Annotated in this window: 21 protein-coding genes, 1 tRNA gene and 1 pseudogene; 8 read left to right on the forward strand and 15 right to left on the reverse strand. The window is 47.9% G+C overall.

From position 1 onward, the window contains the following. Positions 1-158: 158 nt before the first annotated feature. A complete protein-coding gene (locus tag GGR41_RS10700) occupies positions 159-1,952 on the forward strand; it encodes an ABCB family ABC transporter ATP-binding protein/permease (protein ID WP_167661828.1) in 1,794 nt (597 codons plus the stop codon). Between the two features lie 16 nt (positions 1,953-1,968). Here the strand turns inward: GGR41_RS10700 and GGR41_RS10705 are convergent, their stop codons facing one another. Together GGR41_RS10705 and GGR41_RS10710 are read right to left on the reverse strand one after the other, a co-directional pair. After that, positions 1,969-2,718: a DUF72 domain-containing protein gene (locus tag GGR41_RS10705; protein WP_167661829.1), complete on the reverse strand. Its 750-nt coding sequence runs from the start codon at positions 2,716-2,718 to the stop codon at positions 1,969-1,971. Between the two features lie 12 nt (positions 2,719-2,730). Further along, the gene (locus GGR41_RS10710; RefSeq protein ID WP_167661830.1) at positions 2,731-2,946 is read right to left on the reverse strand and encodes a hypervirulence associated TUDOR domain-containing protein; all 216 of its coding nucleotides are present in this window, start codon (positions 2,944-2,946) and stop codon (positions 2,731-2,733) included. A gap of 181 nt (positions 2,947-3,127) precedes the next feature. On the opposite strand from GGR41_RS10710, the gene GGR41_RS10715 reads away from it, so the two are divergent. Beyond that, the gene (locus GGR41_RS10715; RefSeq protein ID WP_167661831.1) at positions 3,128-5,194 is read left to right on the forward strand and encodes a catalase; all 2,067 of its coding nucleotides are present in this window, start codon (positions 3,128-3,130) and stop codon (positions 5,192-5,194) included. Between the two features lie 83 nt (positions 5,195-5,277). On the opposite strand, the gene GGR41_RS10720 is transcribed toward GGR41_RS10715, so the two are convergent. The 3 genes from GGR41_RS10720 to GGR41_RS10730 all read right to left on the reverse strand — a co-directional run bounded on the left by GGR41_RS10720 (position 5,278) and on the right by GGR41_RS10730 (position 7,878). Continuing rightward, positions 5,278-6,189, reverse strand: a complete 912-nt coding sequence (locus GGR41_RS10720) for a hypothetical protein (RefSeq protein ID WP_167661832.1) — start codon at positions 6,187-6,189, stop codon at positions 5,278-5,280. Between the two features lie 176 nt (positions 6,190-6,365). Then, a complete protein-coding gene (locus tag GGR41_RS10725; RefSeq protein WP_167661833.1) occupies positions 6,366-6,575 on the reverse strand; it encodes a CsbD family protein in 210 nt (69 codons plus the stop codon). 394 nt (positions 6,576-6,969) lie between these two features. Beyond that, positions 6,970-7,878, reverse strand: coding sequence for a DUF808 domain-containing protein (locus GGR41_RS10730; RefSeq protein WP_167661834.1), 909 nt, complete (start codon positions 7,876-7,878; stop codon positions 6,970-6,972). A 211-nt stretch (positions 7,879-8,089) separates the two neighbouring features. Between GGR41_RS10730 and GGR41_RS10735 the strand changes: the two genes are divergently transcribed. Further along, positions 8,090-8,365, forward strand: coding sequence for a hypothetical protein (locus GGR41_RS10735; protein WP_167661835.1), 276 nt, complete (start codon positions 8,090-8,092; stop codon positions 8,363-8,365). An 86-nt stretch (positions 8,366-8,451) separates the two neighbouring features. Here GGR41_RS10735 and GGR41_RS10740 read toward each other — a convergent pair whose 3' ends face one another. The 4 genes from GGR41_RS10740 to GGR41_RS10755 all read right to left on the reverse strand — a co-directional run bounded on the left by GGR41_RS10740 (position 8,452) and on the right by GGR41_RS10755 (position 13,782). Next, entirely contained in the window at positions 8,452-9,078 is a 627-nt protein-coding gene (locus GGR41_RS10740; protein WP_167661836.1) for a hypothetical protein, read from the reverse strand. A 75-nt stretch (positions 9,079-9,153) separates the two neighbouring features. Continuing rightward, positions 9,154-9,744, reverse strand: a complete 591-nt coding sequence (locus GGR41_RS10745) for a polysaccharide deacetylase family protein (protein WP_167661837.1) — start codon at positions 9,742-9,744, stop codon at positions 9,154-9,156. Further along, entirely contained in the window at positions 9,741-11,702 is a 1,962-nt protein-coding gene (locus tag GGR41_RS10750; RefSeq protein ID WP_167661838.1) for a YkoP family protein, read from the reverse strand. The genes GGR41_RS10745 and GGR41_RS10750 overlap by 4 nt, the downstream gene beginning before the upstream one ends. A gap of 328 nt (positions 11,703-12,030) precedes the next feature. Continuing rightward, positions 12,031-13,782, reverse strand: a complete 1,752-nt coding sequence (locus GGR41_RS10755) for an amidohydrolase (protein WP_167661839.1) — start codon at positions 13,780-13,782, stop codon at positions 12,031-12,033. A gap of 413 nt (positions 13,783-14,195) precedes the next feature. On the opposite strand from GGR41_RS10755, the gene GGR41_RS10760 reads away from it, so the two are divergent. Further along, positions 14,196-14,336 carry a hypothetical protein gene (locus GGR41_RS10760; protein ID WP_167661840.1) on the forward strand — a complete coding sequence of 47 codons (141 nt, stop codon included), beginning with the start codon at positions 14,196-14,198 and terminating at the stop codon, positions 14,334-14,336. Between the two features lie 195 nt (positions 14,337-14,531). On the opposite strand, the gene GGR41_RS10765 is transcribed toward GGR41_RS10760, so the two are convergent. From GGR41_RS10765 to GGR41_RS10790, 6 genes are all read right to left on the reverse strand, one after another. Continuing rightward, positions 14,532-15,443, reverse strand: coding sequence for a nucleotidyl transferase AbiEii/AbiGii toxin family protein (locus tag GGR41_RS10765; RefSeq protein WP_167661841.1), 912 nt, complete (start codon positions 15,441-15,443; stop codon positions 14,532-14,534). After that, complete coding sequence (locus GGR41_RS10770) at positions 15,436-16,197, reverse strand: type IV toxin-antitoxin system AbiEi family antitoxin domain-containing protein (protein WP_167661842.1); 762 nt, start codon at positions 16,195-16,197, stop codon at positions 15,436-15,438. Before GGR41_RS10770 ends, GGR41_RS10765 begins: the two co-directional genes overlap by 8 nt. Before the next feature lie 343 nt (positions 16,198-16,540). After that, positions 16,541-16,617: transfer RNA gene (locus GGR41_RS10775), tRNA-Met, on the reverse strand. Between the two features lie 60 nt (positions 16,618-16,677). Beyond that, a complete protein-coding gene (locus GGR41_RS10780) occupies positions 16,678-17,661 on the reverse strand; it encodes a tripartite tricarboxylate transporter substrate binding protein (RefSeq protein WP_167661843.1) in 984 nt (327 codons plus the stop codon). A 9-nt stretch (positions 17,662-17,670) separates the two neighbouring features. Continuing rightward, positions 17,671-18,522 carry a carboxylating nicotinate-nucleotide diphosphorylase gene (gene nadC / locus GGR41_RS10785; RefSeq protein WP_188372619.1) on the reverse strand — a complete coding sequence of 284 codons (852 nt, stop codon included), beginning with the start codon at positions 18,520-18,522 and terminating at the stop codon, positions 17,671-17,673. Between the two features lie 136 nt (positions 18,523-18,658). Next, positions 18,659-19,594, reverse strand: a complete 936-nt coding sequence (locus tag GGR41_RS10790; protein WP_167661844.1) for an NUDIX hydrolase — start codon at positions 19,592-19,594, stop codon at positions 18,659-18,661. A 223-nt stretch (positions 19,595-19,817) separates the two neighbouring features. On the opposite strand from GGR41_RS10790, the gene GGR41_RS10795 reads away from it, so the two are divergent. The 4 genes and pseudogenes from GGR41_RS10795 to GGR41_RS10810 form a co-directional block, all read left to right on the forward strand. After that, positions 19,818-21,476, forward strand: coding sequence for a methyl-accepting chemotaxis protein (locus GGR41_RS10795; RefSeq protein ID WP_167661845.1), 1,659 nt, complete (start codon positions 19,818-19,820; stop codon positions 21,474-21,476). Positions 21,477-21,701: 225 nt separating this feature from the next. After that, complete coding sequence (locus GGR41_RS10800; protein ID WP_167661846.1) at positions 21,702-23,342, forward strand: methyl-accepting chemotaxis protein; 1,641 nt, start codon at positions 21,702-21,704, stop codon at positions 23,340-23,342. Between the two features lie 196 nt (positions 23,343-23,538). Continuing rightward, positions 23,539-25,092 (forward strand): methyl-accepting chemotaxis protein, encoded by a 1,554-nt coding sequence (locus GGR41_RS10805; RefSeq protein ID WP_167661847.1) that lies wholly within the window; start codon positions 23,539-23,541, stop codon positions 25,090-25,092. Positions 25,093-25,128: 36 nt separating this feature from the next. Further along, positions 25,129-25,488, forward strand: a pseudogene (locus GGR41_RS10810) (helix-turn-helix domain-containing protein); the annotation flags it as partial. Positions 25,489-25,963: the final 475 nt, after the last annotated feature.

Genomic DNA, 25,963 nt, shown 5'->3' on the forward strand with positions numbered 1-25,963 from the left:
ATCTAATCGACATGTATCAAGAAAAAACACGGTACTGCTTTTGGGTTACCAACCAGTCCTTCGTTCGCATAACGCACACTTCATCTCATCTGCGTGGGAGATTTAGCTGCGAATGCGGTACACTTTGCGTTTTCGCTTGATGGCTTTTAGGAGTGCGTGTGCCCCCTTCTACTCATGAATCATCCCCTACGCCTAAGAAGTCAAACTGGGCCATTATCGCTGGACTCTGGCCTTATCTAGCCGAATATCGAGGTCGCGTATTTTTTGCGATGGCCATGCTTATTTTGGCTAAAGTGGCTACGGTCTCCACCCCCATCGCTCTGAAATACATTGTGGATTATTTGGATCACCATTCAGGTAGTGACGTGGTGCTCTGGGTGCCTTTGGTATTGGTAGGCGCCTACGGCGCGCTGCGCTTTAGCAGTACTTTTTTTAATGAGCTGCGCGATGCCGTCTTTGCACGCGTCGCAGAGCGCGCAATGCGTCGTGTGTCGTTACGCGTCTTTCAGCATTTGCATCAACTGCATTTAGCTTTTCATTTAGATCGAAAAACAGGCGGCTTAGCGCGTGACATCGAACGCGGCACCAATGGCATCAGCTTTTTACTCCGGTTTGCACTTTTTAATATTGTGCCGACTCTTATTGAAATTGTTTTGGTCGCAGGCGTGCTGTTGGTGGCATTTAATATTCACTATGTGTTGGTGATTGCGGCGGCGATTAGCCTATACGTGTTGTTTTCTATTGTAGTCACAGAATGGCGTACCCCATTTGTGCGCGAGGCCAACGAACGCGATAACCAATCCAACTCACGCGCAATTGATAGCCTATTAAATTACGAAACAGTGAAGTACTTCAATAATGAACGTTTTGAAGCCACCCACTATGACGAAGGGCTCCAGCTTTGGGAAAAAGCTCGATTAAAAAACCGCCTCTCGATGGCGGCATTGAACACAGGCCAAGCCTTTATCATCAGTTTGTCGCTTATTGTCATGATGAGCATGGCCGTACGCGAAGTCGCTAATGGCACAATGACCTTAGGTGATTTCACTATGGTGAATGCGTACTTGATTCAATTATTTGTACCGTTAAATGCGCTGGGCTTTGTGTATAGGGAAATTCGCCAATCTTTGGTGAATGTAGAGCGTTTATTTGGGCTGCTAGATACGGAACCCGAACTTAAAGATGCCCCTAATGCCCATCCTTTGATAATTAGTAGCGGAAACATTAGCTTTCAAAAGGTACACTTTGGTTACCATAGTCATCGTCCGATTTTAAAAGGCATCAGTTTTCACATACCAGCAGGGCATACCGTCGCCGTGGTCGGGACCAGTGGCGCTGGGAAATCTACCCTAGCCCGTCTTTTATTCCGCTTTTATGATGTAGACAGCGGCAGTATTTGCATTGATGGTCAAGACATTCGCACTATTACACAAGACAGTTTGCGCACTGCCATCGGTATTGTGCCCCAAGACACCGTGCTATTTAACGATAGTTTGTACAATAATCTAATATACGGGCGCCCCGAAGCCACCCTGGTTGAGGTCGAGCAAGCCGTAAAAATGGCGCATTTGGAAGACTTTATACAGCATTTACCGCAGGGCTATCAAACCCAAGTGGGTGAGCGCGGGTTAAAACTGTCTGGCGGTGAAAAACAGCGCGTAGCCATTGCTCGTGTGTTACTTAAAAATCCACCCCTGTTGATATTAGATGAAGCCACCTCATCACTGGATTCGGTTTCAGAACAAGCCATCATGGCGGCCATTGATGCCGTCAGCCAACAACGCACTACCTTAGTCATTGCACATCGTCTGTCGACCATTCGTGACGCCGATCAAATTCTAGTGATGGACCAGGGCATGTTAGTAGAAAGCGGTACCCATACTGAATTACTGGCCTTAGATGGCTATTATGCGCGATTATGGTGGCAGCAACACGACACGGTGGATGCGTAAGCTCTAGTAATAGTGTTTAGCGTGTCTCGGTAGAGTGCTGTACCAAACGGTTCATTAAATGTAAGGCATTAGGCACAGCATGCCCCTGCGCCGTGTTATCAAAAATACACCAAATCGTGTAGCCGTCAGCCCGCACCTCGCAGATACGTTGGGCCAACGCATCAATATAAGCCGCGGAGTAAGCGGAATAATACATCACGGGCACCCCGTGCAGCCGTATATATAAAGTAGAACGTGGCAGCTCTAGATCTAAGTTTGGCACGGGTTTAGGGTGAGCACGCACATAGTCAATATCATAAAGTGTAAGCAAGGCACGCGCCTCTGGGGTAAACCAGCTTTCATGACGCGGCTCGCAGACAATGGCCGCAGAAATAGCGCTACGTAACTGGACAAAAAAAGCATCTGCATGGCTTGGTTCAAAGGCTAAACTGGGCGGTAACTGCACTAATACGCAACCCAGCTTGTCCGCCAAGGCCGATGTTTGCTCTGCAAAACGCTGGATCAATGCCTCTGCATTAACTAACCGGTGCTCATGCGTGATAGACCGAGGCAGTTTGACACTAAATAAAAAATGCTCAGGCACGCTCTGAGCCCAACGCTCGTAAGTTTTAGTCTGATGTTCCCGATAAAAGGAGGTGTTAACTTCCACAGCGGAAAACACCTGAGCATAACGGGCTAAGTGCGTACCTACTATAGGAAAATGCGTAGCCACTTGTGCATTCAGTGACCACCCAGCACACCCAATATACGTGATTGCCTCGCTCATTAATGACACCGCCTATTTTTTTAGTTTACGTAACGCACTGCCTTTGTGGGCCGCAATGTGATCGGTCTTATCACTTTTAATTTCGTATTGAGGTTCGTCCTCGGAAGCATGATGCGTATACCCTTTGTAATCAAAATTGCACGTGTGAATTTGGATAATCACACCGCTGACACGCCCTGCCTCGGAATTCCAACTGACATGGTCACCGACTTTAAATTTGCTGGTCATGATTCACCTCGCATGTGGTATTGCATTGGTTATCGTCGATACGTTATTTAGTAACTTTTCCTATCAGACACTTACCTATACTTCAGCCGTGTCTCTATTAAACTGATAAGTGATTAAAAATAAAAGGCATTTTGTTGGTCCCGTAGCATTTTATAAAAGTCCTTCTCAGATGGAGCTCTTTATGGCTAAGCATACGTCAAATCCTTCCCACAATGCACTTCCCCAGGGTTCTGGTGGTGAAACCCAACAGCGAGGAGGCTGTCCGTTAACCACGAATCACGGCGTCCCTATTTCTGATAATCAAAACTCCTTAAAGTTGGGCACACGCGGCCCCACTTTGCTTGAGGATTTTGTTCTACGAGAAAAAATCTTTCACTTTGACCACGAGCGCATTCCTGAACGTATTGTCCATGCTCGTGGCACAGGTGTGCATGGCTACTTTGAGTGTACACAACCGATTCCTGAGTTAACTAAAGCCTCCTTGTTTCAAAAAAAGGGGGAACGTATTCCCGTTTTCTGTCGATTTTCTACGGTAGCCGGGTCTAAAGGCTCCAAAGACACACCAAGAGATGTGCGCGGTTTTGCTGTAAAACTTTACACAAATGAAGGAAACTGGGATCTAGTCGGCAACAACATGCCAGTGTTTTTTATTCAAGACGCCATGAAGTTTCCCGATTTGATTCATGCTGTAAAGCCCGAGGCTGACCGAGGCTTTCCCCAAGCCGCATCAGCCCATGACACGTTCTGGGATTTTGTCTCGCTTATGCCTGAATCCACCCATACGGTTATGTGGCTCATGTCAGACCGTGCCCTTCCGCGCTCTTTTCGCACCATGGAAGGATTTGGGGTGCATACGTTTATTCTAGTAAATGAAAAAGACGAAACGCATTTTGTTAAATTTCACTGGAAGCCAAAACAAGGTTTGCAGTCCACCTTGTGGGATGAAGCGGTCAAAATCTCCGGTGCAGATCCGGATTACTTACGTCGTGATATGTATGAAGCCATTCAGGCAGGCCACTTCCCTGAATGGGAGCTAGGCATTCAGGTCTTTGACAAAGAATGGGCAGATCAGCAGCCTTATGATGTATTAGATGCCACCAAAATCATCCCCGAAGAAGATATCCCTGTAAAAGTTATTGGGCGAATGGTATTGGACCGTTACCCTGACAACTTTTTTGCAGAAACCGAACAAGTTGCATTCTTACCGACCAACGTGGTGCCTGGTATTGATTTTTCTAATGACCCCCTGTTACAAGGACGACTTTTTTCCTACTTGGATACCCAAAAGTCTCGCCTTGGTACAACTAACTTTCATCAGATACCGGTCAATGCCCCTAAATGCCCTATGCATAATTTTCAGCGTGATGGCATGATGCAAACCCATGTGTTTAAAGGGCGGGCTACTTATGAGCCAAATAGTTTAGATGAAGTGGGTGAAGAGACTGGCCCGCGCGCCTCTGAGCAAGGTTTCACTACGGTCGCTCGACACGACATAGAACCTGCAGAGAAGCTACGCGTCCGGGCTGAGGCTTTTGCTGATCACTTTTCTCAATCGCGCCTTTTTTATCGCTCTCAAACCCCAGTAGAGCAAGCCCACATTATTGCAGGCTTTGTGTTTGAGCTGTCTAAAGTACAGCTTGATCATGTTCGGTTACGTATGCTTGGACAACTACTAAATGTAGACAAGGAATTAGCCCAAGCGGTAGCAGATGGCTTAGGTTTGGATCTGCCGGCTCCCATTCCGGCCGCCAAAGAACCGTTTGATATGCCGCCTTCTGATGCGTTGTCTATTTTAAAGCGTGGCGGTGCAGTTGCTGGACGTTGCGTAGGCATATTGGTAAGTGATGGCGCCGATAAAAAAGCCGTACAGCAACTTCAACAAGCGCTAGACAAAGCAAAGGTGATGTATAAAGTGGTGGCTGAAAAAGTAGGTGGTGTCACGTTAAATGATGGCAGCCATTTGAAAGCCGATGAGAAAATCGATGGCGCCCCTTCGGTGTTATTTGACGCAGTAGCCTTAATTCTGACCCCTGAAGAAGCCAAGCGTTTAGCTAAGCTTAAACCCGTTCAAGACTTTGTGTCAGATGCCTACAATCATTGTAAAGCCATTGCGCATTCCGACGGCGGCTTGGCGTTATTAAAAAACCAACAACTGCAACCCGATGCTTTTACGGTTGATATCAATGACGCTCAAGCGTTAGTAAGCAAAGTATCTGAACGGTTGTGGGAACGGGTTCCTCAATCTTAATTATCTCTACTAAACAAAAAAGCTGCTGAATAGCTCAGCAGCTTTTTTGTTCGTTGGTATTCACTGCCTAAGACTCGATCCCCTTAGACATTATCTCGTGTTCTGCCACCGATAGTCGCCGCAAAACTGGCTATAAATGCACCTAACAGTAACGAGACAAAAGACCATAATGCAAAGGTTGCTGCCGCTTTACGGGCTGTATCGGCGGTTTCTTTTGCTTTAAGCTCAAGCTCATCAGCGGCTTTTTGGGCACGCTCTGTCACTTGTAAAATGCGCGTTTTAGCCTCGTCTTCGCTGATGCCAGCGCGTTCAGCGACGACTTGAACCAAATAATCTTGATCCTCCGCTGAGAGTTCACCTTGCATCAAACCACGGGTCAAGATGGTGGTGACTTCGTCACGTGGATCAGGCTGGTCATAGCGCTGTTGAGGCGTTTGAGGACGTAATAAAGTATCAGTGAAGTAATCTAACGAAAAAGTATCACTGTCTTTAATAGCTGGCGCCGCTGCAGCACCCACCGCAGCCACTGTTGCACCCGCGGCAGTAGCTCCTACCTTGGCTGTGCCAGAAACAATAGAAGCTGTAGCGGAGCTAAGCAACACGATCCCTACAATAGAGCTAAGAGCCCATACTAAAAAACCATGCGCGGTGTCTCTGAAATAAATTTCATCTACATGCGTATCGGCCCATTTTGTGCGTAAACGCCCTGCTACGTATCCCGCTATACCATAAGCGATAACTTGGGTGACAAAGAGCCAAACAATGGTGCCAATGGCAATGGTTTCTCCGGAAGCGCCCTCGTTTTGCCAAGGAGAAGCAGCTAAAAAGCCTAACCCCGACCCCCCTATAAGAAGTGTCACAGTTAATGCGGCTGCAATGACAGCCCCTGCGATGATAGCTGCCCACGACACAGCGGATTGATTTAACCCTTGAACTGGGTTGAGGTGTGAAGGATGACCTGGTACAGGCTCGGTAATAGCTACAGTTCTTTGCATAACAGCCCCCTTTGTTTATTTACATCTCATTAAGCATGAAAAAAGTAATACCAACGTAGAGCTCATAAACTAACGTTTGGACTAAAAAGTGGGTTTATAAAATCGTTGTGTTCTTAATCCAATCGTAGTTGTTTAAACAGGCCTAAAAAGGCCTGTTTTCTAACACAAACTACCTATTACCACTTGTAGTTATTCCGAGTCTCCCACTCGGACACTTGTTTCTCAGCTTCGTCTTGGGCTAGCCCTTGGCGCTCTTGTAGCTTTCCAAGCAATTGGTCGCGTTTACCACCAATGACATCAATGTCATCATCAGTGAGTTTGCCCCATTGCTCTTTTACTTTCCCTTTGAACTGTTTCCAATTTCCTTTTGCGATATCTTCGTTCATGTTGAACTCCTTCAAAAAATGAAAAATAGGAACTGCTGAAATACAGTTTTTGTCGTTATGCTTTTACAATACTTTGGTTTAACTAAAAAAAAGGGCTTCAGATTGAAACGATTTGAAACCTAGCGCTGCCTTTACTAAAAAGGCCATCATTAACATCGTGTTTTCCTTATAGGTAAAAGCATCATGACAAACAGAAAAACCGCTGCAGGGCCTGAATAACACCACCGTTAGGTCTTAGGTTTTTCTCATTCGATAAGGCTAAGCCCCAAAATACGGCACCCCGATTTAATGTAAAACAGTCTCCAGCACGCCTCATACTTTAGTCTAATGATGCAAAAAGACATGAAATATGCATTTGGTATCAATGAATTATGGCTTATGACGCACCATGCTTTTATTTAGCAGCCCGCATTTTCTTTATAGCAAGCATCAATGCCATTACTAAACTTCCTACCACTAGCCCAACGGCAGCATTTAAGAGCATGGTAGTGAGATTTTCAAAAACCCCTGTTAAATGCGCCAAGTCCTCGACCTCGTGGTGCAAAAAGCTAATGCCATGCACTAAAATGCCGCCCCCAACTAAAAACATGGCCGCTGTGCCAGCAATGGATAAAAATTTCATCAACTTGGGGGCCGCTGACAGTAAAAGCTCACCTATCTTTTGTTGGAACTCACTGCTTTTTTTAATGAGATGAACTCCGAGATCATCCATTTTTACGATCGCAGCCACTAACCCATATACCCCTACGGTAATTCCTACTGCAATTAAAGACAGCACCACTGTTTTTTCAAGCAAGGTTGCCCCTACGGTGGACGCTAGCGCTATCACTATAATTTCAGCTGACAGAATAAAATCGGTACGGACCGCCCCTTTGATTTTGGTCTTTTCCCAGGCGGCTCGATCTGTGTGCTCTTCCAACACAACCTCGTGTTCGTCAGCAGAGGCTTTATCATCATGCAAAAGCTGCGGCCAAAAACTATGAATAATTTTTTCAGCCCCTTCGTAAGCCAAATATATACCGCCACACATTAATAAAAAAGTAACCAATGGCGGGTACACGGTGTTGATGAATAACGCTGCCGGCACCAAAATGAGTTTGTTGATAAAAGACCCTTTTGCTACTGCCCACACGACTGGTAGCTCGCGATCTGCACGAACCCCTGACACTTGCTCGGCATTCAGTGCTAAATCGTCTCCTAGTACGCCTGCTGTTTTTTTTGCTGCCACTTTAGTCATGAGTGACACATCGTCAAGAACTGCGGTGATGTCATCAAGTAAGGTAAGTAAACTAGCACCTGCCATGGCCAACTCCTAAAAAGGTAGTGATATCTAGCGTAAATCGGGTGTTTTTCAGTCGCCCTCATTTCGAAACTTTACAGTAAGACGTAGCCGACAGAAAGAGAATACAAACCGGGGATTGTGACCGATTGAAATGAATCGGGATGAATCAAGGCAGTGGTAAAGTTTAGGCACAAAAGCTGCTACCTATGAATTACTTAACCAGGAGACTATCATGACTCAAGATCGCACAGAAATTCCGGATACCAATCAACCCGTACCTAAACAGCCAAACGATATTCCACAGCGCGAGCCTAATCCTCACGAAAAACCTGAAATTGACTTGCCTAATAAAAACTCGGAAACCCCTTACGACAAGGACGATATCAAAGGCACCAAAGCCACTCAATTTGATGGCGATCCAAACCCCCAAGGGGCTGACCAAGACACCTTTAGGCCACAAGATGACACCCCGGCTCGTTTAGATAAAAAGCAAGGGCCAAACACGTAACTCAAAAGTAACGCTGATTGCCCTAAGAAAAAACCCAGCATCATACTATGCTGGGTTTTTCTTAGTAAAAGCTGATTGAAATAGGCTTATCTTTGCCTGGTATCAACAAAATGATAGAAATCGGTCACGCCGCGCACCACTTGGGTTGCACATTCAGCGGTTGGGGGTTGCCAAATGGGACGTTGTGAATCATACACTTGTACAGCTGTCCCCTCTTTCATATCTACAAACACGACTTTTTCAAAGGGGAAAGCTGCCTTGGTCAGTAAATACGCTGACCAGCCCGCCACGCACTGCTTAAAAAACGGATCACTTATTCTTAAAACCTGACTAAAGCACACCAAAATAATTTCTTTGAATGTATTGCCTTCAGCATATTCCTTGTATTTATTTTGCTTTTTTAGCGCCCCATCGTACACATAGGTTTTAGGTATTACAATGTCAATACTGCTTTCTATTTCGCTATGGGTCAGTGCATGAGCCCCGTTGATATAAGCGAGCGGCTCCTCTTTGTCTACCGTAGTGATTTCAATCCCAACAGAAAAAACACGACCTGTAGACTCGACTTGCTTGCGAGGTCTGCACACCCAGATGGCTGCATCCGGCCTATCGCTTTGGCTGGGATCCACCTCGAACTCGCCATAAAGCTTTTTTAGTAATGGTTGTGCCAGTTTCAATACGTAGCGCTCTTGAGCAAATTTAGCCTGCGACACACTCCCCTCCTTAGTTGGTCTCTCCTAATCCCTATCATAGCGATAAAAAATAGGTAGTTGCCAAAGCAAGTAGGTTTATTGGGACTGGTGAGCGCTAAGCTGGTTAAGAAACCTTGGCAGCACTTTAATCAATTCATCGGGGCGGTTAATGCCACGGCCACTGTCATGCATTAACACAATATCCCCGTCTTGAACTGCAGCCAGTCTGCGTGAAATGTGAGCGGCTCGACCTAATGGCCCCCAATCCACCGCACTACGATCCCAAAGGATAAGGGTCTGACCTTGACGCGCTATTTCTTCGAGCATACAACGCCGCAGACGGCCGTGCGGTGGTCGAAAAAAAACCGGGGCAAGACCCGTCACATCCGCAATGGCCTCGGTACCAGCACGGACTTCCTGACGCGCCACTGTTGCTGATACCGCCCATGGGTGACGGTGGCTCCAGGTGTGATTGCCTATTGCATGCCCATGGCTGGCAATACGCCGCACCAGTTCAGGATGATCCAACGCAAAGCGCCCCACCACAAAAAAAGTGGCCTGAACGTTTTGCTCGGCTAACAGATCAAGAATCTGTGGCGTCCAGCGTTCATCGGGCCCATCATCAAAAGTCAGGTACACCGAACCCGCTGCAGGCAGGTGTGCCAGAGTAGACGACAATTCCTTCATTCGTTTTCTCCTGCGTTAGGGTTAAGGGCTGCTCTACCAAAGCGTTGTAACAATTGCTCGCGTGTTAACCAATAAATAGTCGGCTCTGGATTGGCTGAGGCGCGGGTTTCCTGAGCAGGTGCGAAGGCCCAGACGAGCAAACGAAAATACAGACTACTTAAGTATTTGCGAGGGCCCGGCGGAACCGGTTGTGTCTGAAAGCCCACTTTGGCACCATGCGGCCCTAGCCAGCTGACGGCGTTGTAAACCGTTAACTCTGAAAAATGGGGGTTTTGATGCCCTTGCTCTGCCAAAATTCGCATCGACGCTAACATAAGCCGTGTAAAGCGCAATGCCGCTTGAATGGAGGTGTCGGCCTCTAGATCAGGAAAGCGCGCATTATTTAAATGCAGTGTACCCATGAAATCGCCCGGTTTAAGCTGCGTTCCATCTGCAAACGTCATTGCCGGGCCGCGATACCGAGTGCGCCCCACATACAGGACTTCGCCAATAGGCTGCAAGCCATGCCAGCGATGATAGAGCTTATCGACGTTGCCAAGACAGCGCTGTGCAATCTGACGCAACCATTCTAAGCGCGGCGTATCCGGTTGTTGAGGCGTGTGGGATTGAGCGAATGTCAAAGCTGCCTCGGCGACCCCGGCCGCACCCTCACGTCGACCCAACGCCCAAGCGCGTGCCTGCATATCAGCTAAAGCTGCCGGATCGGCAAACAGCGCCTCTACGGCTGGACATAGCTCGTCTTCATGTACGAGACGCCCCACCTTATGTTCTTCAATAAAACGCACATTAAAACTTTCTTGGCCGCGCAAACAACAGGTCGCCAGTAATGGGCGCCCACAAGCCAATACCTCGGCCACCGTTAACCCACCGGGTTTACCCACAACCACATCGGCAGCGCGAAGAAAGACCTCTATGTTGTCGGTCCACCCCCACACACTAAGCCGATCTGGGTAATGGGCGACTAGCTTGTTTAACGTAGCCAGTGCCTCTGCATTCTGACCCGCTAAAACCAATACCTGAGCCTTTGTATTAGCCAACAAACGAGCAGCTACCGTGTCTATGCCTAGCCCTAATCCGCCGCCTAGTGCTAGCACCACAGGAGCACCTGAGTCAAGATGTAATTGTGCACGCGCTTCGTCTTGGCTAGGTAACTGATTAAACTTAGACATAAGCGGAATGCCAAAGGCAGCAGGAGGCGTGGCTTTGGGGTTGGCGTGCCATTTTGTGGTGATTAGCTCATGCGGCAGACAATAATTATTAAGCCCAGGCTGCAACCAAACATCGTGCATGCCGTAATCCGTCAGCACCCCAAGCGCAGGCACATTAAGCCCATAGCGTACCTTGACCGACGAAAACAAGGCAGCAGGAATCATTTGTGTGGCCACGACCACATCAGGAGCAAACGCTTTCAGCTGTGTGTACAACCGTCGGGCAATACGCGCCCAATTCCACCGAATTAAAAACGACGCCAACCGTACCCGCAGCCCATTTTCTGGTATGTGACGAACACGTTTAGCAAGCAACAGACGAAACAAACGGAATACAGCCCGATCCATTAGATGCGCGGTACCATTCGACTCTACTGCGGCCGCGCTATCGGCACTTGCGGCTAACCACTCTATGCCAGTAACTAATACAGCGGGCAATGGCTCGTGGCGTTCAATAATATTGCGCCATGTGTATTGGTCTAGCTGATAGAGCTGCTCGTATAAATCGGGGCGTTCTTGGGCTAACCAAAGGTAGGTCTGCCTTAAGGTGTGCGCCGTTGGCGCATCTAGCAATGACCAAAAATCAAGGGTCTGGATCACCACATTTGGACAGCGTGCTCGCAGTGCCTCATCGACAGCTTGCGTGGCGCGCAAATGCCCTGAACCTAGTGTGGAAGTTAACAACAGTACACGTGGTCTAGGCTTTTTCGCATCAAAAGCGGGTTCGGATTTATCTGAATGTGCTTTCATACCACTGGAACCTCTAACATACATCTACAGATAATGAGAAAAGCAGATCGGGTGCTCATACGGAGCTCCTGTTCAAAGAATGTTGAAAACCACTACTTTGTTCCAAAAATTACGATATGTGCGTAACCGGTTATGTTTCTAACACAAGCACCTTACTATGGTAAGACATATTGAATGTAACAGCGTTACCACACTGTAACAGCAGGTTCAAATCGAACAAGCTTTCTTTAACCTAAAAAAAGAGAGGATGGCCTTAACCAAAAAAGCCTCGTATCGAACCCATACGAGGCTTTTTATGTCAAACGCAATTTAGATCAGCGAACCCTTGTTATTGAGCATAGTGCTTAGCAACGATGCTTTTTGACTCGCCTTTAAATACAGTCTCCCCACCTACTATGGTTTCGAGTACAGCAATATCTTTAATTGCCATAGGGTCTTTATGCGCTAACGATAAGGGGTTCGCTGACAAAATCACAAAATCAGCTAGCTTGCCTGGCTCAATGCTCCCTTTGATATCTTCCTCAAAGAACTGCCACGCTACATTAATGGTAATTGCCTTTAAGGCATCATAAGGATTAATACGCTGCTCAGCCCCGATGATATCGCCCCCTGTAGACACGCGATTAACGGAAGACCACAGCATTTGGATACCGTCAATCGGAGTGACATAGGTATCAGTGTGAGTGGAAAAAATCACGCCTTCATCTAACGCCCCTTTTAGTGGGCTCATGTGATGCGCACGATTTTCACCAAAAAAGATATTTTTATGGCGATCGCCCCAATAAAAAGTGTGCCCGATGAAAAAGCTGGGTGAAATATCGAGCGCAGCCATTTGTGCGAGTTGGTCAGGTCGGCTAAATTGGGCATGAATAATGCCATGCCGTGCATCTTTGCGCGGGTAAGCACGTTGAGCCGCTGCATAGGCATCGATCACGTCTTGAATGCCTTGATCACCATTACCGTGGATAGTTAGCTGATACCCATCACGATGCAATTGCTCGATAATATCAAAAATCTCATCCCTATCATCCCAATACGAGAACCCCTTGTACTGCCCGTCATCTTGAGGACGTTGGGTAGTGTAGGGCTCTGTGAAATGTGCCGTATAGCCTTGGGGAGAACCATCAATAGTAAATTTAACTGGCCCCTGTACTAACATGCGAGTACCATCGCTGAGGTCTGTTCCCGATTGCACCGCAGGGAAAGCACGCACTGCTTCTACGCTGCGCGTTCTTGGCCAAAAGTTAACACGTACTTTTTGTTTATCCTCGGCCAAAGCGGTTTTGAAATACTCGATTTGTTTAGGATCAACCAGGTTATCTGAAGCCGTAGTAAAACCTGCTGCAGCCCAGAGCTCTGACCCTTTTTCTATGGCGGCGACCCAGTCTGCTTCTGATTGATCAGAAATCAATTGAGTAATTAATGCCCCAGCATTGCCTTCCATTATCCCTGTCGGTTCGCCTTTTTTATCTTTATCGATACGCCCCCCATCTGGATTAGGCGTTTCTGCGGTAATCCCTGCTAGCTCTAAGGCTTTAGAGTTGCCTACCGAAATATGACCAGAAATATGGGTGATAATAATAGGAACCTGAGTGGAAACCCGATCTAAATCGGCTTTGGTTGGATGACGCTTTTCCGTGATGAATGTATCGTCATAACCTGAGCCACTGACTAGCTCCTTTTCGCCCGTTTGCTCAACCCGCGCTTTTAATTTGCTTACCAATTCATCAATGTTTTGCACGTCGCCCATAGGAGGCGGGTTCAAATCCACCTTAGTTAAGGCTTGGGCTCCGGTCGCCAGAAAATGACTATGGGCATCAATAAACCCTGGCAGCATGGTTTTGCCTTGAAGGTCAATGCGTTTAGTTTGCTCATCGGCTAATGCCTCGATAGTGCGCAAGCGATCAACGGCAATGATTTTTCCCTCTTTTATGGCTACCGCCTCTGCAAACAGCGCCTTGTCGTTCATTGTAATAATAGGCCCACCAAAATAAATCGCGTCTGGCCCATCAGCGGCATACACCCCGCCCGTCGCTGCCAATAAAACGACTGCTAATGCACTTAAACGTATTCGTCTCACTCACCACCTCACATTTCTTTTATTGATATGATTTGTTTCATTATTTATATAATTCCTATCAACTCTAATGAAAAGGATTGGTTTCTGTCAATCTAACGCTTACCTTTACTGACACCTTTAGCAAAGACTCACAATGTAAACAACGCCCCTAAATAGCTGTCTTACTACTCTGTCTGCGGCCGCGTTGCCTCTAGAGTTAGCCAAGGCGGCCACCCTATCCCTACCCCTGTTACACAGCGACGTTTTAAGTCAGGGCTTGCCCTCTTCCATAGCCATTACAAGCACATAGTAGACGCGTGGATGTTGTATGATAATTCTAATGACACGATGAAATTGATTGATAGCGGAGCAAATCAATGAGTGCCTAATTTAGCAATCTTGCGCTGTTTGAAGCCGAAGTCTCGGCAGCTTTATTGCGCTCAGCACAACTAGCTCGTCAGGATGCCATTAAAACCAATACCGGCATTATCGTAGAAAGAAATGGCAAAGTAGTAAGAGTTTCAGCCGCTGAATTACAGCACGAAGCCCTGACTTCAAAACAAAGCGCCGAGTAACAAAATTCAGCTATGAAACGGCTTCCCCTACACATCGTGTACTGCGGCTTCGCTCAACACCCCATACCTAAGTGCTTCTAATACGGTTAGAAAACACTGGAGATGGTAAAGAAGTAGCTCACTTAGGTAATGAGCATCTGACGCAGTACGCCGATCTTGACACGGTTTTGGCACGTTCCCTCTCTTTTGGCGCGTTTATCTTAATGCCATTCTAAGCATCATCAATGCTTCTTCTTTTTTGAGAGGATCCATTTTCTTAATATTCATGAGCTTCCATTTAATAGCAGGTAAATCTTTTATATGATCACAACCTAAATATTGCCACTTTTGATCTTTTTCATACATGCTACAAAGAAATTGCTTCTCTTCATCAGTTAAATCGAAAAGAATGTGCTGTAGTGCTTGCTTAGCTGCATGCTCTAGCTCTTCAACACTACAGGCTCTAAATGACATTCCTTGAAACTCACTCTTAAAAACATCATCAATCGATTTCCAATTGGGTGTTAAAAGCTCATTAATGGGTCTACCGTGACTCGTGAGATAAACTAAGAACGCCTGTCTAATACCGTCTGTAATTCCTTCGTTCTCCAGCAGCAACATAACATCAAAAAAATCTCTGGGGTGCTGTCGATCGAATGCAGCACACAATTTTCCTGCATATAAGTCCTCGATTGCAACTACATTTACCTCTGCATAACCAAACTCTTGTTCTACCGTTTCCGTTGTTTCTCTAAGCGTAGGCGTAAATACCGTTCCTCTTAACACGGGTGAAAGCTCGACTTTCACTGAAACACCCTCTTGAGTAACAATTAAACGCAGCGCATCCACTTTACTTTGATAGCTTTTAGTGATTTTCAGCTTAGGAAAGATGGCTGTTAACTCATGACTAATTTCATCTAACGCTTCTTGAATATGATGTAAAGCTGCGGCTCTATCCTTGTTTGGTAAATAAACCAAATCAATATCAACAGATAACCTTGGGAAATCGCGAACAAATAAATTTATGGCAGTGCCACCCTTTAATGCAAAGCAGGACTTGCTTACAATAAAAGGCAATATACGCAGCAACAGCTGCACTTGTTTGTAATAACGACTATTTTTATCCATAAAATTCTTCTGGCACCGTAATATTATATTTTTTGTCTAACCTTCCACCTACGATAATACTTCGCTTACCAGAGCCAAGATCATAGCTTTCCGGCTGTATCTTTTTACGCCATGAGTACGCGTATCGATCTGCAAAAAAGAAGAATAAGCGCTTGGTTCTAATATGATTACAGGCCCTTAAAATGGCATCTAATCGTCGTGGAGAAAGATTTACCATTCCCTGCATTAAGCTATCTGCATACTCAAAGCTAAACGTGTTAGGCACAGCAACCAGCACTTCAAAAATGGCTTGCTCTGCTGATGCCATTAACCAATGGCCATTATTTATTTCATTTTTTCTAAAACTATTAGCCATTAATAAACAGGGTATATCCCAAAGCCTTCTTGTGCTGTGCCAGATTAATTCCGTTTCCAACCCGATCTTATTTAACCAGCTGGGTGATGGTTTAGAAGAATACAGATTAATTTTTTTTGAAAATTCTAGATAATGTGCTAAGCCTTGCTCTGCTAACGCAGATATCCCGCCCACATACACAGGGCCGTCTATACGGTTTAATGAGGCAGCAACGCCCTGCCACGTTATAGGCACCTCATAACGTGCCAATACGCCCCTAGTCAAAACCTTTAGTCGCTTTGATTTAACTGCATTGTCTAGCGCATGTTCAGTGGCCCCTTGGCTAAGCAACCATTGTCGAGTCACTAGCTGCCCATGATGAACAAGCGATAACCAATAGGTGGATAGTTCTTCACTCATAGTTTAACTTTACCCGAAAAGACGGCGGCAAGCGCCGTTAATATGTCATTAAGCAAACCATAGCAGATAAAAGGTTTAACTAAAAGTAAATAGACGGCGATAACCGCCGTCTATATTAGAAAAAATGAACTAATGGGTTAAATACCTGTTGGCTCATTGTGGTTGGGAGGGTGCGATTAATCGTGTGTAAAAATGCTCCATTTCCCGTTATGGCTGTAGAGCCAGGGGGCCTACGCCATAAAACGCGGAGCAAGAAAACAAAAAGCCACCCGTTAAGGTGGCTTTATCTTGCACACAATGAAAAAAGCCCCGCGTTTTTTAACGCGGGGCTTTTAAGTATTCTTGGTGGCTCATCCCTGATTCGAACAGGGGACCTGCGGATTATGATTCCGTCGCTCTAACCTGCTGAGCTAATGAGCCAAGACCTGTAATATAGCGCGGTTTTAAAATTAGTGCAAGTGTTTTTTACTAACTTTGAATTTAATTGATTTGGATCTGAGCGTCTTGGATAAGCTGCTGAAAGCGCTGTAAGTCCGTGGCTATGATCTGATTAAATTCCCGTGCTGAAGTACGAGACGAAGTATAACCCAAAGTTTTTAAATTGTCTTGGATATTTTTATTTTGCATCACGTGATCCAGCGCGGCGTGTAACTGCTCTAACTCCTCGTTCGGGGTGTGGCTAGAGGCTAACAACCCGTGCCATTGGTTGATGTCAAACGCAAAGCCCTTGCTTTCTTGAAGGCTAGGCACGTCGGGCAAGACGGGACTACGCTGTTCAGAGGTCACGGCTAAGGGGCGCAATTGGCCGGCTTCGATTAAGCCCATTGCACTAGAAACGGTAACAATGGCGGTGTCGACTTGGCCTGACATCACATCGGTTAATGCCGGTCCGCAGCCACGGTACGCCACGTGCAGTAGCTTCGTGTTGGTTTTTTGTTGGAACAACTCGCCAGCTAAGTGCTGCGGGGTGCCGTTGCCGCACGAGGCGTAGCTAAGCGGTTTACTGCTAGCCACACCCAACTGCTCTACCGTAACCGCGCTGGTTGGAGCCGTCACCCAGACCGAGGGCACCCAAGCCACGTTCATGATGCCGGTTAGGTCTTCTAGGGGGTCAAAGCCTAGCTCGTTGAACACACTGGGGTTAATGGCATATGAACTATTTACCATCAACAGCATATGGCCGTCGGTAGCATTATCTACCACATGACGAGCACCGACCACACCGCTGGCACCGGGTCGGTTCTCTACCACCACCGGGCGTTGCCAGTAGTGCTCCAACTCTGTGCCAAGGCGTCGTGCAAGTAGATCAGTGCCGCCCCCGGGGGGAAAGGTCACTACTATTGTCACGGGTCGCTGCGGAAAAGTATCGGTGCCTTTTGGATGCAGAGCTTGGCTTACCGATGCTAATACGATGAGCCCAGTCAGAAAAAGCAGAGATGCCCAATAGATAACGCGTTTTTGCATGATGGCCTCCTAAGACACCACATCAAGACCCACATCCAGAATGGGGGCACTGTGTGTAATCCAACCTACGGCAATGGTGTCAACGCCCGTGGCGGCCACCGCCGCAATGGTGTCAGGGGTGATACCACCGCTGGCCTCGGTCAAGGCTTTACCTTGGCAACGCTGCACGGCCTCGCGCAACATCGCCGGATCCATGTTGTCTAGCAACACCAAGTCCACACCTAGGGCTAAGGCCTCATCCAACTGTGCCAAGGTGTCCACCTCGACTTGAATTTTTACCAATTGCCCGACCCCGGCTCGCGCCCGCTCGACAGCTGCGCTTAGGCTACCCGCGATGGCAATGTGATTATCTTTAATGAGCACGGCATCATCCAAACCAAAGCGGTGATTCATGCCGCCGCCTAACCGCACCGCGTATTTCTCTATGGCACGTAATAATGGTGTGGTTTTACGTGTGCAGGTAATACGGCAAGCATGCGGCTGGACGCGCGCCACCAAGTCCGCGGTGGCGGTGGCAATGCCGCTAAGATGGCACACAAAATTTAACGCCGTACGTTCAGCACTAAGTAATGCCTGCGCCAAGCCGTGAATACGCGCCAATCGCGTGTCTGCTTGAACGGCCGAGCCATCGGGCTGCAACACCTCGAAGCGTGCGTTAGGGTCTAACGTCTGAAAGGCCAGTCGAGCTAGCTCTAACCCCGCCACTACCCCGGCTTGACGGGCCACCATAAATAGCTCGGTGGTGGTATTGGCCGGAATGATGGCCGCACTAGTGAGATCCCCAGCCCGACCCAAGTCTTCGCGTAAGGTCTGTTCCACTAAAGGCTGCAAAATAAGTGTAGGTAAAGCAGGCTGTTGCACAATGCGTCGTCCTTTATGCTCAAATAGAGTATTAAACAGGCAAATAAAAGAGCGCGCTACACGCACCTTTATTTATACTTAGTTTGAGTATAAAGCATTTAGCAGTCTTATATAAGAGATATTTTTGCCAAGCCCCTTAACGAGCTTGACGCGCCAACGGCAAGGTGGTGCCTGCAATGGCACGCTCGGCAATCACATCGCCTTTAAAACTAAAGAGCTTAGCGGGGCGACCGGCTCGGCCTACGGTGGACACACCGGTTTCCTCGACCAAGTTTTGTTGCTCGATAAGACGGCGAAAATTTTGTTTATGGAGTGCGCGTCCGGCAATGGCTTCCACAGTTTTTTGCAGTTGCAATAAGGTAAACGCATCGGGCATCAGCTCGAACATAACGGGCCGGTATTTAATTTTGGCGCGCAAACGGGCCATACCCGTCGCCAAAATGCGACGATGATCATAGCGCATGGCTAACCCATAGACGGGATCCGCAGCACCCAGCTCGTCACTTAGCGGGGCGCGGGTGGCCTCGGCCACTAAGCCGGCCTCGTAGAGCAGCTCGTAACGCTGTAGCACCATGTCCTCGCTCCAGGTGAAACCGTCTAGGCCAAACGCGTACACCATACGCTGCCACCGCGCCGTTTCGAACTCGGGCTCGGACACCGCCCACGCCTGCAACGCAGGCAAGATCACCGCATCTAAACAAGCTGGTGTGCCGTCGCGCCAGTCTTCCCAAGGGAAATAACGGTACCAGTCTTGCCACCCCACCCCACTTTCATGTGCGGCGGCCTCGATGGTTAAAGCTAAATAGCTAACCGAAATCACACGTTCGCCTGAAGCGTAAAACCGCCCTTTGTCAGCAAAGGTGTACAACTGCTCGACATAGCCCAGCTTATGATGCGTTTGTTCCTCTACCCACTGGCGCAATCCATTTTGTAATGAACGATGGGAATGCTGCAACGGACCAGCAGGCAAAGCGCGGGCACAATGGGTCGTCAATACGCGTGGCTGGTCGCCAGTTACTGCTACCAACACCGCCACCAGTTCTGCCGATAACGCGGCCTCATGCATTGTCATACAACTCACTTAATAAAAAGATAGGCTTGGGGATTATATAAGGGTGTACGTATCCTTTGCGCAATATCATGAAAACCCGAACGCTACTATTTTACAATTCAACCATTAGAACGCACAAAAAAACCGTAACTACTGTTACCATTGTTAGAATTAGCTAAGCTTTGCTACAAATAGCACAATTTTCACGCAACGCCTTTTCCTATCTTTACACCAGCCCCAGAGCATGAGAAAAAATTTCCCTATCACCACGATTGAGCACAAGCTTCGTCATGATCAGTATTTGATCTCTAAAACCGATTTAAAAGGGCGCATCACCTATGCCAACCCAGCTTTTGTTGAAATCAGCGGCTTCGACCGCGAGGAACTCTTAGGCAAAGCCCATAATATTGTACGGCACCCTCATATCCCCCCCTCTGTTTTCAAAGACATGTGGGATACGCTTCAAGCTGGCAAACCATGGACAGGAATTGTAAAAAACCGTCGCAAGGACGGGGGTTTTTATTGGGTACATGCTTTGGTCTGCCCTATTATAGAAAGTGATACGGTCATCGGCTATGCATCAGTACGGGTACGCCCCACCGACGAGCAAATCCAAACCGCCGAAACCTTATATGAAAAACTAAATAACAATACCTTAAATGGCTATACGCTGCGCGAGGGCAATGTGGTGCCTACCGGTTGGCGCAAGGTACTTTCATGGTTAAAGCTTCCCTTTAAACGCACTTTTTCTTTCAGTATGCTGCGCATGGTCACCCTGAACGCTGCTGCCACCTTGACCATGGCCTATTTTGCATTCACCGGCGGTATTCCCCCCGAACACATTCCCTTGGCGCTGGGCGGCTTAGCTGCACTGCTTGTAGTGGTGTACGCCTACGGCTTTAAAATTGCCAAAGGCATGACCAAACCTGTGGAAAACGCGGCCCTAATGGCACAGCAAATAGCTGCAGGCAACCTATTGCTTAACATCGACACCGCCAACCACGAGGGTCACCATGAAACCAGCAAGCTGTATTTCTGCTTAGACTTGATGCGTAAAGGCTTAACCGCTATTGCTACCGATACCCACGCAGGCATTCAGGCATCCCAAGACGTCGCCCAGGAAATTCACAGCAACAATACCCTCTTGTCTGCTCGTACACAAAATCAGGCCGACTCGTTACAGCAAACCGCAGCCAGCATGGAAGAGCTCACCATTACCGTGCAACAAAACGCCGACAACGCACGCCAAGCCACGCAGCTTGCGCAACAAAGCATGGGTATCGCCCAACAGGGCGGCTCGGCCGTGCAGCAGTTGGTCGATACCATGCAGCTTATTCATCTTAGCTCTAGAAAAATCGCCGATATCGTCGAGCTGATCGAAGGCATTGCCTTCCAAACCAACATTTTGGCCCTGAACGCAGCCGTGGAATCCGCCCGTGCAGGCGAGGCAGGCCGTGGCTTTGCTGTGGTCGCTGGCGAGGTACGCAGCCTAGCGCAACGTTCCTCACAGGCCGCCGGTGAAATCAAAGCCTTAATCGAGGAATCCGTATCCTGCATGGACACCGGCGCTCAACAAGCCGAACACGCTGGTAACACTATGCAAGACATCGTCAACGCCGTGCAACAAGTCAACGACATCATCGGTGAAATCTCGGTTGCCTCCGAGGAACAAGCCACCGGCCTGCATCAAATTCATACGGCCGTATCGCAAATTGATGACTTCACCCAACAAAACTCGGCCTTGGTCAACCATCTAGGCACCACAGTTGGCGAGCTGGCCTTTCAGGCAGAAATGCTGGACCAAGCCATACGAGTACTTAATACTGGGCAATCACCACGCCTCGTTGCCGTCAACAAAGCGCCCGCCCTTTCTGCTCGGCCTACTGCGGCGTTACCTCATTAGCTAAACAGGGTTGCCCAGCCATCCCTTCGCATTTGGGCAACAGTTAGCTGAATAGAAAAGTAACTAATTCAGTCTTTTTGGCGGTTTAAGCCATCACTCAACACATTTAGTAATAAATAGAACCTTTTAGCGCGAAACCTGCAACGTTAACTTGTACTCTTTTACATATACGTACACCAAGTACTTATAGCTAAAGCTTATTAAAAATACGTTGCAGGGTGCTCGATGCGAAAAAACTACCCGGTGCATGACACCGAAATCAAAGTCCTACCCGACCAATATCTGATTTCTAAAACAGATTTAAAAGGTCGAATTACCTATGCCAACCCAGCCTTTATTGAAATCAGCGGGTTTACTCATGATGAGCTCATCGGCAAAGCCCACAACATCGTGCGCCATCCAGACATGCCAGCCGAAGCCTTTGCCGACTTATGGCAAACCTTGCAAGACGGTAAGCCTTGGCTAGGCTTAGTCAAAAACCGCCGCAAAGACGGCGGTTTTTATTGGGTTCAAGCACTTGTATCGCCCATCATTGAAAATGAACAAATTACCGGCTATTCCTCGGTACGCGTACGGCCTACTGACCAACAAGTCATTGATGCTAGCAACGCCTATGACAAACTTAATCAAAACACCTTGCATGGCTACACCCTACAACACGGGCAGCTCGTACGCACAGGTTGGCGCAAGCATCTAGCACGTTTAGGCGCCCCCCTTCAACCGACCATCGCTGCAGCCACTTTTCGTTTAGTGCTCTTAAGCCTGCTTAGTATAGCGTTCTGTTTTTACCTGGCTTTTTTCAATAACAGTCTGGTGACATCGGGAGGGGCTTATTGGTTGATGGGCATTGCCGCTGCGCTAGGCATCAGTATTAGCGTGTTAGGCTGGCGCTTGGTGCGACAAGCCACCGCGCCATTAATCAATGCCTCGCACGTAGCACAACAAATTGCGGCGGGTAATTTAATGGTGGATACGGACCGCCTAGAAAGCCAACACCGTGGCCACAGCCAAAAACTGTTCTTTATTCTTTCCATTATGCGTAAAGGACTTAGCGCCATTGCAGGCGATACCCACCAAGGCATTCAAGCCTCACTTCATGTAGCGCATCACCTACATCAAAACAATGAATTGCTTGCCAGCCGAACCCAAGATCAAGCTGTTTTTCTAGAGCAAACCGCAGCCAGCATGGAGGAACTGACCACCACTGTCCAACAAAACGCAGATAATGCTCAAGAAGCCTCACGTCTGGCCGAGCGCAGCATGCACACCGCTCAACAAGGTGGACAGGAGGTCAACGAGTTGGTCACCACCATGCAAGACATCCACCACCGCTCAAAACAAATTGCTGACATCATTAACGTCATTGATGGCATTGCGTTTCAGACGAATATTTTAGCGCTTAATGCTGCCGTGGAATCAGCCCGAGCTGGCGAAGCTGGCCGCGGCTTTGCCGTGGTGGCTGGCGAAGTGCGCAGCCTAGCACAACGCTCTGCCCAAGCCGCCAATGAAATTAAAACCCTAATTGATGCGTCGGTGGAACGGGTCGCCGCGGGCGCGCGTCAAGCAGAGCACGCCGGCACCACCATGCACGATGTGGTCACCGCCGTCGATCAAGTCAATCAAATTATCCATGACATTGCCAGCGCCTCGACAGAACAAGCCACCGGTCTACAACAAGTGCATCGCGCCATGGAACAAATGGACGGCGTGACCCAACAGAACAACCAACTCGTAGGCGAACTCGGTCGTACCGTCGAACAGCTCTCTGCCCATGCACAGAGCTTGGATCAGGCCATCCGCGTCTTGAACACCGGTGCCACCCATACGGTGCCACCGCAGCAAACGGCGGAGCGCTTGTTGGGTTAAATGGCTTTATTCATGCAGCAATCCAGGTATTCCCTCTTTTGACCACAAAAGAGGGTTTTTTTTGACTCAGGTCAAGCTACAGCAAGGCGGTAGTCGTAATTTGCCACTAAAGTCCAGTTGCACTCCCATTGCATTTACGTATCGTTACAATAGAGAGAGACAATGTAATCAAATTATTGCGAGCCATTAGAGAACAATGCGCATCAACATTCCTATTACCCAAGAACAAGTTGAAGTTCCTAAAAACCAGTACTTAATTTCTAAAACCGACTTAAAAGGCCGCATTAGCTATGTGAACCCACTGTTTGAGCAAATCAGCGGTTTTAGCGTGGAGGAGCTGATAGGCAAGTCGCACAACATCGTGCGTCACCCCCACATGCCCCCTAGCGTATATAGGGATATGTGGCAACGCATTAGCAAAGGCCAACAATGGCAAGGCATTATTAAAAACCGCTGCAAAAACGGCGCCTTTTATTGGGTGCATGCACGCATTATTCCCATTATTGAAGACGGCCAACACACGGGGTTTGCATCAATACGGGTGCGCGCCTCGGAACAGCAAATCCGCGCAGCAGAACAGCGCTACGCCCCCTTTAAAGAAAACCCCGACCAAGACACCGCTATAAAAAACCGCCCCCTTGCTGAGCGATTAAAACAAGCACGGCATTTGTTTTTTGGGAATAATTACCGATCGCATTTGTTACGCTTTACGAGTTTATTTAGCGCTTTGGTCATAGGTGCGTATTACGCAGGTAGCCATTACGGCCCCACGCCCGGTATTCTTGCTGGATTAGGCTTGGCATTAATTACCTTATTGGCGTATGGCTGGAACATCACCCAGAAACTGCTACACACCCTAGCAGAAAGCACCCACATCGCACAGCAAATAGCCATTGGCAACCTAAACACCCGCGTTGACTACCGCCGCACCGTGTTTGAATCGCGCCAACTGTATTTCTTTTTAGAACATATGCGCGGCAGTTTACGCAGTGTGATTACAGATAGCTCGCGCGCCGTTCATGCCTCGCGCCATGTAGCAGCAGAACTCTATCAAAGTAGCGACCACCTAGCCCAACGCACTAACGAACAGCTTAGCGCTCTGCACCAGACCCAAGAACGCAGCCTAGCGCTTAGCCAACTGGTTGCTACCAGTGTGGACCAAGCCCAAGAAGCCAGCACATTAGCGACCTCGACCCAACAGGCCGCGAACCAAGGCGGCCAAGACGTACAAGCCGTGGTGCACACCATGCAAGACCTGCATCAGAAATCACGCCAAATCGCCGACATAACCACGGTTATCGAGGGCATTGCGTTTCAGACGAATATATTGGCACTTAACGCCGCGGTAGAATCCGCCCGTGCAGGCGAAGCCGGCCGCGGCTTTGCTGTAGTTGCCAACGAAGTCCGTAATCTGGCCCTACGCAGCACCCAAGCGGCCCAAGAAATCAAAAGCCTGTTGGAAGACAACCAACACCAAATCCACACAGGCGTACAACAGGCGGAACAAGCCGGCCACAGCATGCAGCATATCTTGCACGCCATCCAAAACGTTCAACGCACCATACAGACCATCAATCACAGCAACCTCAACCAAGAGCACGGCCTGAATGAGTTGCAAACCGCGTTAAAAAACCTAGAAGACCTGAGCCAACAAAACCACACCCTAGTCGCCACCCTCCATCGTACCGTGAGTGACCTAGGTCAGCAAAACCAAAATATGCATCATGCGATTGCGGCGTTGGGGGCTTAGGAGATTGACGCTGAAACGGTTGAAATGGAGTGAACTATGGAAATCCGCCCTATTCGCACTGAAGCAGACTATAAAGCTGCCCTAAAAATAGTGTCTCGCTTGGTTGAGCTTGATCCAGATAGTGATACACCTGAAGGCGATCAGCTGGATGTATTGACTACACTGATCCAAGCCTACAAAGCTAAAAACTTTCCGATTGATTTACCCGACCCTATTGAGGCCATTAAATTTCGTATGGAGCAAGCTGGTCTTACCGCTAAAGACCTTGAGCCAATGATTGGCCGACGTAATCGTATTTACGAAATACTAAATCGCAAGCGCCAGCTCACTTTGCCTAGGATTTGGAAGCTTCATACAGAGCTTGGCATTCCCGCTGAAAACTTAATTCAGCCACCATTTAAGAATGCGCACACTTATGTCAGCCTCCCTAGCTTCAGTAACTCGACCTACATTAGAGCATGGGGCGCAAAGATGTTTATCTCGCTGCAACACAACACCCCGAACGCGGCGCCATGCTGCCCCATAACCCCGCTTTGTTGTATTTCCCTTTTTAAGCTGGATTCTTGCCCACCCTACTAAATTAGACTGGTGAGCATAACAAAAACTATTGTTATTTCTATGTATAACAGTACAACCCTGAGCAAGACAAAGTCGTTGTAGTCGCCGCCGTTTTTTGCTTTTAACATCATTACTCATTGATGCCTTCCACCTCTGAAAAATCTTATACACAACGAAAGTTGATAACTCGAGCACCAGACTCTAACTTTTGCAAATAATTGGCACTCATGCTCAGGAGGTAATTTTCCGCCTTATAAGAAAATTCCATATAGCTTGATCCCTTCATTGTAATTTCATAGTATACGCTCATTGT

Source organism: Paenalcaligenes hominis (assembly GCF_011927625.1).
GTDB classification, from domain to species: Bacteria; Pseudomonadota; Gammaproteobacteria; order Burkholderiales; family Burkholderiaceae_B; genus Paenalcaligenes; species Paenalcaligenes hominis.

Bases quoted from the DNA above. Each gene is read 5' to 3' on its own strand.
- GGR41_RS10705 (WP_167661829.1), bottom strand. From the start codon at position 2,718: ATGAGCGAGGCAATCACGTATATTGGGTGTGCTGGGTGGTCACTGAAT.
- GGR41_RS10710 (WP_167661830.1), bottom strand. From the start codon at position 2,946: ATGACCAGCAAATTTAAAGTCGGTGACCATGTCAGTTGGAATTCCGAG.
- GGR41_RS10715 (WP_167661831.1), top strand. From the start codon at position 3,128: ATGGCTAAGCATACGTCAAATCCTTCCCACAATGCACTTCCCCAGGGT.
- GGR41_RS10720 (WP_167661832.1), bottom strand. From the start codon at position 6,189: ATGCAAAGAACTGTAGCTATTACCGAGCCTGTACCAGGTCATCCTTCA.
- GGR41_RS10725 (WP_167661833.1), bottom strand. From the start codon at position 6,575: ATGAACGAAGATATCGCAAAAGGAAATTGGAAACAGTTCAAAGGGAAA.
- GGR41_RS10730 (WP_167661834.1), bottom strand. From the start codon at position 7,878: ATGGCAGGTGCTAGTTTACTTACCTTACTTGATGACATCACCGCAGTT.
- GGR41_RS10735 (WP_167661835.1), top strand. From the start codon at position 8,090: ATGACTCAAGATCGCACAGAAATTCCGGATACCAATCAACCCGTACCT.
- GGR41_RS10745 (WP_167661837.1), bottom strand. From the start codon at position 9,744: ATGAAGGAATTGTCGTCTACTCTGGCACACCTGCCTGCAGCGGGTTCG.
- GGR41_RS10750 (WP_167661838.1), bottom strand. From the start codon at position 11,702: ATGAAAGCACATTCAGATAAATCCGAACCCGCTTTTGATGCGAAAAAG.
- GGR41_RS10765 (WP_167661841.1), bottom strand. From the start codon at position 15,443: ATGGATAAAAATAGTCGTTATTACAAACAAGTGCAGCTGTTGCTGCGT.
- GGR41_RS10770 (WP_167661842.1), bottom strand. From the start codon at position 16,197: ATGAGTGAAGAACTATCCACCTATTGGTTATCGCTTGTTCATCATGGG.
- GGR41_RS10780 (WP_167661843.1), bottom strand. From the start codon at position 17,661: ATGCAAAAACGCGTTATCTATTGGGCATCTCTGCTTTTTCTGACTGGG.
- GGR41_RS10790 (WP_167661844.1), bottom strand. From the start codon at position 19,594: ATGACAATGCATGAGGCCGCGTTATCGGCAGAACTGGTGGCGGTGTTG.
- GGR41_RS10795 (WP_167661845.1), top strand. From the start codon at position 19,818: ATGAGAAAAAATTTCCCTATCACCACGATTGAGCACAAGCTTCGTCAT.
- GGR41_RS10800 (WP_167661846.1), top strand. From the start codon at position 21,702: ATGCGAAAAAACTACCCGGTGCATGACACCGAAATCAAAGTCCTACCC.
- GGR41_RS10805 (WP_167661847.1), top strand. From the start codon at position 23,539: ATGCGCATCAACATTCCTATTACCCAAGAACAAGTTGAAGTTCCTAAA.